The sequence below is a fragment of the Corallococcus praedator genome (genome assembly GCF_003612125.1).
Taxonomy (GTDB): Bacteria; Myxococcota; Myxococcia; order Myxococcales; family Myxococcaceae; genus Corallococcus; species Corallococcus praedator.
Map to the genome: position 1 here is coordinate 18,868 of NZ_RAWI01000083.1, position 9,969 is coordinate 28,836.

General features: G+C 69.6%; 6 protein-coding genes. All 6 read left to right on the plus strand.

Translation table 11 applies throughout. The features are described from left to right. The first annotated feature begins 11 nt into the window (after nucleotides 1-11). Nucleotides 12-1,388 (plus strand): NHL repeat-containing protein, encoded by a 1,377-nt coding sequence (locus D7Y13_RS13700; protein ID WP_120582295.1) that lies wholly within the window; start codon nucleotides 12-14, stop codon nucleotides 1,386-1,388. A 27-nt stretch (nucleotides 1,389-1,415) separates the two neighbouring features. Further along, on the plus strand, nucleotides 1,416-3,542 hold the full coding sequence (locus tag D7Y13_RS13705; RefSeq protein ID WP_120582296.1) for a hypothetical protein: 2,127 nt from the start codon (nucleotides 1,416-1,418) through the stop codon (nucleotides 3,540-3,542). A 27-nt stretch (nucleotides 3,543-3,569) separates the two neighbouring features. Continuing rightward, nucleotides 3,570-4,727, plus strand: a complete 1,158-nt coding sequence (locus D7Y13_RS13710) for a hypothetical protein (RefSeq protein WP_120533181.1) — start codon at nucleotides 3,570-3,572, stop codon at nucleotides 4,725-4,727. A 123-nt stretch (nucleotides 4,728-4,850) separates the two neighbouring features. Continuing rightward, complete coding sequence (locus D7Y13_RS13715; RefSeq protein WP_120533180.1) at nucleotides 4,851-5,975, plus strand: Hint domain-containing protein; 1,125 nt, start codon at nucleotides 4,851-4,853, stop codon at nucleotides 5,973-5,975. Nucleotides 5,976-6,130: 155 nt separating this feature from the next. Continuing rightward, nucleotides 6,131-7,582 (plus strand): SBBP repeat-containing protein, encoded by a 1,452-nt coding sequence (locus tag D7Y13_RS13720; RefSeq protein WP_120582297.1) that lies wholly within the window; start codon nucleotides 6,131-6,133, stop codon nucleotides 7,580-7,582. A 295-nt stretch (nucleotides 7,583-7,877) separates the two neighbouring features. Continuing rightward, the coding region (locus D7Y13_RS49935) for a hypothetical protein (protein ID WP_147452443.1) at nucleotides 7,878-9,969 on the plus strand (2,092 nt) is incomplete at its 3' end.

Genomic DNA, 9,969 nt, shown 5'->3' on the forward strand with positions numbered 1-9,969 from the left:
GGTGGTGGTCAGTGTCGCAACACAGAGAGAGCCGGGGCGCGCGCAAGGGGCTGGGGCTGGTGCTGGCCGTGGGGGTGCTGGGGACGATGGGTTGCACGGGCGAGGAAGACCCGCAGGAGCCCGCGGGCACGTGTCAGACGGCCTGGCAGCATGACTACCAGGGCGGGACCTCCAGCGCGGACGAGGCGCTGTCCATCTGGGCCGGCAGCTCCGGTGCCGTCTACCTCGCGGGCTATGAGCGGGGAAACCTGGGGCAGACCAACATCGAACCCTCGGGTGACTCGCGGGCGGTGGTGCTGCGCTTCCTGCCCAACGGAACGCTGGACCGCACGGAGGTCACCGACACGGGCGGGACGGACGTCGCCGAGCACATCGTCGGCAACGAGACCCAGGAGCTGCTGACGGTGGTGGGCCGCACCACGGGCGCGCTGGAGAACTCCACCAACCGGGGACAGTTCGACCTCTTCGTGACCCAGTTGGATGGCAAGGGGAACAAGAGGCGGACCGTGCAGCAGGGCGACGCGCGACCGCAGCACCCGCTGAAGGTCGCCGTCCACCCCAACGGCAGCGTGTTCGTCGCGGGGTTCGAGGACCTGTACGTCGAGAACCGCGTGGTGCTGGACTCGGAGAATGGCTTCGTCACCCGCATCAACCGCGACGGCAATGGCTTCGCGTCCAGCGCGGCCTGGAAGTTCGCCTCCACCGTGGAGTCCAACCCGGACCGGCTGACGGGCTTCACCGCCAGCCCCAGCGGGGATGCCCTGTTCGCCTCCGGCTTCAAGTTCTTCGCGGACAGCGAGGGGCCCGGCGGCGCCTACGTCCGGCGCATCGACCCGGCGAACGGCAACCTCCTCTGGACCAGCGTCATCGCGCCCGTGGCCACCGAAGCAGACGAGCTGCTGCTGACGCCCGACAACCAGCTCTTCCTGGCGGGTTCCAGCCAGATGCCCCTGGAGCCCGGCGTCCCCGTCGTGGGGGAGGTGGACGTCTTCCTCGCCCTGCTCAACCCCAGCGACGGCCAGGTCCAGTGGCTCAGGCAGGTGGGCACGCAGGGCAGCGAGCTGATCACCGCGCTGGCCCGCGCCCCCAATGGCGACCTCTACGTCGCGGGCTCCACCCAGGGCAGCTTCCCGGGCTTCAACAACCAGGGCGCCCGGGACCTGTTCGTGCTGCGCTTCAGCGCGGACGGGCGCCTGCGGGGAACGTGGCAGCGCGGCACCTCCGGGAATGATCAGGCGACGGCCCTGTGGGTGGACCCGTGCGGCAGGGTGTTCCTCGCCGGCCACACCGAGGGCGTGCTCGTCCCCGGCAGTCAGCACCAGGGCAGCCGCGACATGTTCCTGCTCAAGGTCGACGTCCCCCAGCCCCCCCAGTCCCCTCCGCTCTAGCGCCCCTTGCGACAAAGGAAGATCCGAATGTTCAAGCACTGGTCGCGCGCGCTGCTCGCCGCGGGAACCCTCATGGGGATGGGCTGTCAGCCGCCCGGAACGGTGGACGCGGAGTCCGCCGCCCCCGCCCCCTTCTCCGAACGGGGAGGCATTGGCATCCTCTCCCATGAGCAGGAGTTGACGACCCTGTCGCCCCAGACGGTCGATGGGCGCAAGTCCGTGGCGGTGACGGAGGCCTCCATCCTCGCCCCCTTCACGCTCTCCAGCGTGCTCCAGCAGTTGGTCACCCAGAACGGAGGCTCCGGGCTCAACGCCACCCAGCTCTTCCGCCAGCTCTGGGACACGCAGAACCCCTCCCCCGGACAGCCGGACCTGCAGCCGGGGGCGCACTGCAACGACAACGGGGGCTTCCTCAACGGCTTCCCGTATGGCTGCCGCACCCAGGAGGGCGCCCAGGCGGCGACCAACAGCCCCACCACCATCAACTCCTACTCCGCCATCGGGCTGTACAACCGGTTCGACCTGGCGCCCGCCTCCGGGGCCCACTGCGGTGAGTACCGGGTCGTCTTCGGCAAGACGTCCGGGGGCGCGGGCCGGGCGTTCCTCATCCTGGAGGCCTCGCTGCCCAACCCCCGTCCGGACCTGGGGCTCGACGGCTGCCGCCCCGTGCAGTCCTTCTGGCGCGACCTGAGCGCGAAGAACGTCGCGGACCGGGGCACCGCCCTGCGCGAGTTCTACTTCACGGGCCTGCCTGGCTTCTCGCCGGTGTTCCACATCAACAACTACGGCCTCAACCCGGAGGGCACCGGCCAGGTGCGCTTCAACGTCTTCATCGAGCCGTTGTGGGTGCTGAAGGAGTTCAAGCTCCAGCGGCAGTGCCCGGGCGGGGTGTGCACCCTCAAGTTCGCCCCGGTGACGGTCAAGACCAACCCGTTCGGGGAGCTGTTCAACCCGGCCTCCACGCACCCGCTGGCCGCCAGCTTCCGCGCGCACTTCGTCAACCAGGTGCCCGCGCTGGCCACCGACAACCTCAACACCTTCAACTACGCGGTGCCGGATCAATTCAACGCCGTCCAGGGGGACTCCAGCACCTTCGATGCCATGGACGAGTACAGCCTGCGCTTCGGCTCGGGGCCCAGCGCCTTCCGCAACAGCATCCAGGCGCGGCTGGATTTGATTGGCAGCGACCTGACGCCCACGCAGATCGTCGCCCGCGCGCAGGCGCTCTCCTGCAGCGGCTGTCACCAGCGCAGCGACAGCGTGGACGTGGGCACCCTGCCGGATGGCAGCACGATGCGCTTCCCCAGCGCCGCGGGCTTCATCCACAACCTGGAGTTCACCGAGCCCGGGCCGGACGGCAACCGCTTCTTCCTCTCCAGCGCGCTCACCCAGACCTTCATCCCGTTCCGCAAGCAGGTGATGGAGGGCTTCCTCAACGCGGAGCATCCGCTCACGCCGCCCTCGCGCTTCAACCTGTCCGGCACGGCGTCGGACGGCCGCTTCGCCTACTGGGTGGAGCGTCGCACGGGCGGCGTGGTGATGCGGGCGTCGCTCGACAGCGGCGGCGAGCAGCTCATGGCCTTCAACCGGACCGACCCGGTCGCCATCGCCACTGACGGCACCCACCTGTATTGGACGGAAGCCGCGGGCTCCATCCTCAAGCTCCCCGTGGCCACGCCGCTCGCCACGCCCACCGTGCTGGCCACAGGCATCGCCGGCCTGGGCGGCATCGCCACCGACGGGACGACCCTGTTCTGGACGGAAGGCGGCGCCCTCCGGAAGATGTCCAACCAGGGCGGCACCCGCTCCGACGTCGTCACCGCGCGCACCAACGTCACGGGCCGCCTCACGGTGGATGGCACCAGCGTCTACTGGCAGGAGGGGGATGCCATCCGCAAGGTGCCCAAGGGCGGAGGCACCGTCTCCACGCTGCTCACGCGGGCCTCCATCACGGGCCTGGCCAGTGACGGCGCCCAGGTGTGGCTGGCGGAAGATGGGATGCCGGGACGCATCCTCCGGGTGCCCGTGGGCGGGGGCACCGTGGTGCAGGCCTTCACGCCGACGTTCAACCTCACCAGCGTGGCGGTGGGCGGGGACCACGTCGTGTGGACCGAGAACCGCAGCCCCGGAACCGTGATGGCGAAGACGAAGTAGCGGCCCCCTGCCCCACGGAGCCACCCCATGCGAAGCCCCCGCCTTGCCCAGGTCCTGAAGCTTCTCGTGGTGGGCCTGCTGCCGTCCTTCGCCCAGGCGCAGGATGTCCAGCAGGCCCGGTGCAACAGCGACGCCCTGACGCCCGAGCAGGCCATCGCGCGCTCCGAGTGGGCACGGCGGTGCGGACTGTTGCGCAACACCTGGGGCGCGAACGCGTGGGTCGCCTCGACCGCGGCCTTCGACACCTCCTTCGCGTGGGCGAAGGAGTACCGCGAGTCCGACACGAGCCACGCGTACACGGGCAACACACATCACTACAACGTGAACTACTACTACGCGCGCTCGCTCTATGAAGCGACGCCGATGTTCACCGTGTTCCAGGAGACCAGCGGCAGCACCGCGGGCTACTGGAAGTGGTCCCACACGTCGCCGCTCGCGCGGCCACTCTTCCCCACCTTTGAAAGCATCAACGTCGCGGGCAGCGGCACGCAGTTGTATCCGCACCCCACCAACACGAATGACTGTCGCCTCTTCAGCACCCCGACGGGCACCTCGCCGTGGGTGACCCTCACCCGGTACACCGTCTGTGATGACGGGCCTGTCTATTCGATGAATGCGCAGGGGGGCGGCACCGCGGGCGAAGAGATCATCCGGGAGGGCTGCTACACGGTCACGGAGACGGTGGAGAAGCCCTTCTACGTGGTGGCCTACTGCGAGGCTGGCTGCCACCCGGGGGACCAGTTGCTGGGTTCCAGCACCGGCGAGGCGGCCCTGGGGGAGAACCCACCGCGGCGGATCAACCCCGTGTCCAGCGACACCCCGGACCCCGGCGACGGCGAGCACGTCGTCTACGAACTCACCACGGAGTCCGGCGACCTGCTGCGGGTGCCCGCCGGGCATCCCGTCCTCACGAGCGAAGGACGTCGGGTGAAGGCGGAGTCGCTGCTGCTCGGGGATGCATTGCTGCGCAGGGGCGGAACCCCGGACCGCATCGTGACGGTGAAACAGACGCTGTATTTCGCCAAGGTCCATGACGTCCGGCCCATGTCACACGACGCGGTGTCGGATCTGCTGCTCACCGAGGGCTATCGGGTGGGTCCGGCCCGCGTCCAGAAAGAGAACGCGGAGCAGCTCAACCGGGCCCTGCGCCAGCAAGCCATCCCGGCGGAAGTGCTGCCGGAGTAGTCCTCCCGCGCCCCCTGGGGAGGTTCGGGCGGCGCCCATCGGATCCCGTCCGGCGGGCACTGCCGCGGTCTGCTGAATCAAGAGGGGGCGGCAGTCTGTCCAAGAAATCCGAAGGGGAATTCCATGTCCAAGTCTGTCTTCAGAATCGTCCTGGGAGGCGCGGCCGCCATCGCGCTGTTTCCCACCGTGGCAGGCGCGCAGACCAATCAGGAGTGGCGCTGCAACATCGACAGCCTGATTCCCAGCCAGGCCATCGTCCGCGCCGAATGGGCTCGCAAGTGCGGCCTGCTCAACAACCTGGTCCCCGCCGGCCCTTCGGCCTGGGTGCCTTCCACCACCACCTTCGACGTCACCTTCACGCCGGCGAAGGAATACGTCGAAAGCAATACCAGCCGGGCGTACACGGGCAACTCGCAGGGTTACAAGGTGAACTACTACTACGCGATCGCGATGTATGACGCGACGCCCATCCTCAAGGTGGAGGCGGAGGCCACGGGTCCCACCACGGGGTTCTTCAAGTGGAATCCCGCCCCCACGACGGTCTTCCGCGCGCGGCCCCTCTACCCGACGTTCGAGACGTCGCTGCCCGCGGGCTCCGGGACGCCGCTCTATCCGCACCCCACCGACACCACCGACTGCCGCTTCTACCGGGACACCAACGGGGACGCCAAGGGCGACACGCTGTACACGGGCACGTCCTTCTACGTGGTGGCCAACTGCGAATCGAGTTGCTACGCGCCGGACCAGGAGCTGCTGTTCAGCAATGGCTCGGTGCCCATCTCCAAGGCCGTCCGGGAGCAGCAGGTGGACATCATCACCCTGACGCCGGACGCCACGCTCGACAACGTGCAACTCCAGACGAACCACGTCTACAGCTACACGTCGGAGACGCGGGACAGCGAGCACCTGCTCTACACCATCACCACCGAGCACGGCGGCAAGCTGCGGCTGACCAACGAGCACCCGGTGGTCAACAGCGAGGGCCGGATGGTCCGCGCGGCGGACCTGAAGGTGGATGATGAGCTGCTGCGCCAGGACGGCACGCGCGAGCGCGTCGTGAGCGTGGAGAAGACGACGCACTTCGGGAAGGTCTACAACCTGCGGCCCATCACGCGCGACCAGGTGACCAACGTGCTGGTGGCCCAGGGCTTCCTGGTGGGTTCGGCCCGCTACCAGAACGAGGACGTCGGGTTCATGAACCGCATCATCCTGCAGCGCTCCGTTCCGGAGGAGCTGCTTCCCCAGTAGGGAAGACCCTCTGTGTCTTGACGCTCAGCGCCCGGGGCCGGCAGCGGTCCCGGGCGTTTGTCTGATATGGGAAGGGGCAAGGCCATGAAGGCCGGGGGTGCCACGTGCTGGGACGCGACACGAGCCACAGGCCCATCGCCCGCCCACGTCTGGGAATGGCCCTGGGTTTCCTCTTCGGAGTGCTCGGATGGGGCTGCACGCCTTCACCGTCCGGCCAGATCGACCCGCTGAAGGATGGCGGCACCGTGGACGCAGGCCCGGTCGAACCCGACGCGGGAACACCCGACGCGGGAACACCCGACGCGGGACAGGATGGCGGCACCGTGGACGCGGGTGAGCCCGATGCGGGCCCGGTGACGTGTGCTTCGCCCTGGCAGGGAGACCGCCAGGAAGGAACGGCGGCGGCGGATGAGACGCTGTCTGTCTGGGTCGGTGAGACCGGCGACCTCTACACGGCGGGCTACTGGGACGGGCGGCTCGGTGAAAGCAACATCGAGCCCTCGGGAGACTCGCGCGCGGTCATCACCCGGCACGCGGCCGATGGACGCGTCCTCTGGCGACGGCTCATCGACACGGCGGGGACGGACACGGCGGAGCATGTCGTCGGGGGCAGGGAGCGCGGCACGGTGCGGGTGGTGGGGCGCACCACCGGCGCGCTGGAGGGCCACGCCAACGGCGGCCAGTTCGACGTCTTCCTCCTGCGACTGGATGGCGATGGGAACACGCTCCACGCCGTGCAGCACGGCGACGAGCGCCCCCAGCATCCGGCGAAGGTGGCGGTGGATTCCGCTGACCAGGTGGTGGTCGCCGGGTACGACGACCTGTTCGTCCAGAACAAGGTGTCGCTGGACGCGGAGAATGGCTTTGTCGCCCGGTTCCCCGCTCCGGCCCAGGGGCCCCTCGGGCCCTCCTGGCGGGTGCGCTCGCAGGTCGTGGACAATCCGGACCGGCTGACGGGCCTTGCCCTCACGCCCGACGGTGATGCGCTGTTCACGTCCGGCTTCCGGTTCTTCGACGACGAAGAGGGGCCGGGCGGAGCCTTCGTCCAACGCCGCGACCCGGCGGACGGCCACGTCGTCTGGACGAGCGTCATCGCCCCCACGGGCACCGAGGCGGACGAGCTGCTGCTGACGCCCGACCATCGGCTCCTGCTGGCGGGTTCCAGCCAGATGGCACTGGAGCCCGGCGTCCCCGTCGTGGGCGAAGCGGATGTCTTCCTCGCCCTGCTCGAACCAGACTCAGGCCAGGTCCAGTGGCTGCGGCAGGTGGGTACCCGGGACAGCGACCAGGTCACCGCCCTGGCCCGCGCCCCCAATGGTGACGTCTACGTCGCGGGCGACACCCTGGGCGGCTTCCCGGGCTTCACGAATCAGGGCGGCAGGGACGTGTTCGTGCTGCGCTTCAGCGCGGAAGGGCGGCTCTTGGGGACCTGGCAACAGGGCACGCCCCAGGAGGACCACGTCGCCGGACTGGCCGTGGACGCGTGTGGCAATGCCGTGGTCGTCGGCTCCACCGAGGGCGGGCTGGTTCCAGGCAGCCCGCCCCTGGGCAGTCGCGACGCGTTCCTCTTGAGGCTGGCCCCGCCCACGCTGCCCGTCGGGCGGTGACCTCGCGCTTAGAGGTCCTTCACCCGGTCCTGACGGGCCTCGTTGCCCACCCCCAGGCTCAACATCAATCCACACACCAGGACTTCAATCCTCACGACAACCCCACCTGGAACGCAAGACATCCACCAAGGACTTCAACCCATCCTGGCGCCGTGAAGAGGCAAGACCTTCGGGGCTCGACACAAAGGATCACGGCCCCCAGCGGAAGCACGGGGGGTCCTCCTGTTGCCCGAGGGGTCTTGCGGCCAGGGGCCCTGCTCACCCAGGCTTCCTTCCAGGAGAGGGGGCCGTACGCATGGGTTTCACCGCAAGTGGGTTGTGGCTCATCCTGGTCGCGGCGGCGGGCACCCCCTCGGACCCTTCCGCCGAAGCGCTGTGTGGCCTCACCGCGCTCTACACCATCGAGCGCTCCTACTTCGGGGAGAAGGACCGCTACGACCTCCATCCCGCGACCGTCGGGTTCCTGCCCCTGTCCTGCATCGACGGCACCCGTCCAACCGCGCCGGAGTCCAACAGCGTCGGAGGCTGCCGGTTCCTCTTCACCATCCTGGAAGCAGGCGGCATCCCAGACGCACCCCTGAAGCTCGAAGCCCGGGGTGTGACGCCCGACACACAGGACCTGCGCTTCCTGCTGGAAGGCCGCAACGGCTTCATCACCCGCCCGGGCTCCGACGCCCGCGTGGACCCCGCCGACTGCGAAGCCTGGTCACGCGAAGCCGACCCGCTCCAGCGCTACCGCTTCATCGTCGGAGAGCACGACTGCATCGGCGGTCCCTACGCACCGACGCACCCGTGCACCGAGGCGCTCACGCTGCTCTCCAACCTCGCGCGCGACGGCGTGGGCATGGCCCGGATGGAATACGACGCGCACCCCACCGCGCGCGAACTGTTCCCCCTGAGTCCGCCCACGCCCACCCAGCTTCTGTGCGGCGTCACGGCCACGCCCGGACAGCGCGCCCAGCTCGCCCAATCCCTCTCACGCCAGGGCCTGCTGCTGGACGCGGTCCTCGCGCCCGGCTGCCGCGACGAAGGCCTGCGCGCGGGCCTCCCCGTGCTCCTGCGCGCCGGGGCCTGCCCAGGCAACCGCTGCACGCGGTTGATGACCCTGGCCCGGACCAGTGGCACCCCTGAACGACTCGCGGTCCTCGAAGGTCGCGCCTCCGCACTGGCGAGCTGGCTGTGGAACCAGCCCGCCACGGAGCAGCGGGAGTTCCTGGTCAACGCCCTGGCGCTGCCCGGTGGCCGGGTGGACGCGCTCCTGCGACTGCGCGAAGGGAGCCGTCCGGGCCTCCAGGAATTGAACGCCCCTCCTCCCGGTCCCCTGGAGTCCGCCTGGCTCGAGCGTGCCCGGACCGCCCACCCCGGCCTCGCTCCCTTCCTGGACCTGCTGGGCGAACTCCATCACCGCCGCCCCGCGAGTGATGCGGCCTTTCGCGATTGGCTTTCCACCGCCCCCTGCGACCAGCTCTCCATGACCCAGGCGCTGAAGCCCACCGTCGCGCGCCTGCGAGCGATTGCCAGCATCCAGCCACGCTGCGCGTACGAGGCCGTCCAGGCCTTGCGGCCCCACGTCGCGAAGCTGCCCCCCACCGCGCTCATCGACGTGCTCACCCCCCTGAGCGCGGAGCAGCTCCTCTGGCTGCAATCGAACCTGGGGCTCACCGACGCGGCGCGGGCCGAGGCGCTCTTCGATTGGGTGATGGAACGTGAGCCCCGCCTGCTCGATGGGTTCGTCGCCTCACCGTCGGTGGTGGAGCGGCTGCTCGCACCGGTGAACGCGGACCGGCTGGGCGGGCGCGAGGCCGTCCTCGAGGTGCTGCTGGGCCGGATGCACACCCCACGCATCAGCCTGACCCCCTTCGCCTTCAACTTCGTGGTGACCGAGTCGCTTCGGGGCACGCCCTCCGCCCTCCGCGTGCGGGACATCTCGGAGCGGTACATTCCCGCCGAAGAGAAGCTGCGGTTCCTGTCGGGCGTGCTTCGTTCGACGGATGCGCGCGCCCAGGCCGCCGCCGCGGCGGGCCTCACGAAGACGACGGATGCCCGCGTCCCTGCCCCCGCCGCCCGGGCCTGCCTGGAGGAGACCCGGGCCACACTGGCGTGCATCGCCTCTCACGCCGAGCCCCTGGGCCCACCGCCTCCAGGGGAGCGCCGCTTCATCTTCGGGGGGTGCGGCGTGGGACCGCAGCCACCTCCGACCCCGCCGAGTCCCATCGAGACCTATTGCACGCGCCTCGAGGAGAAGACCGCCTCCTGCCCCACCGCCTGCGGGGGGACGCTCCTGGATGCGAGCGGCATCGAGCGCCTCGCCAGCGCGGCCGGTGAACCGCCGCCCCCCATCCCCCCTGTCTCTTATACACCTCTGACGCTGCCGACGAACCCTAGGG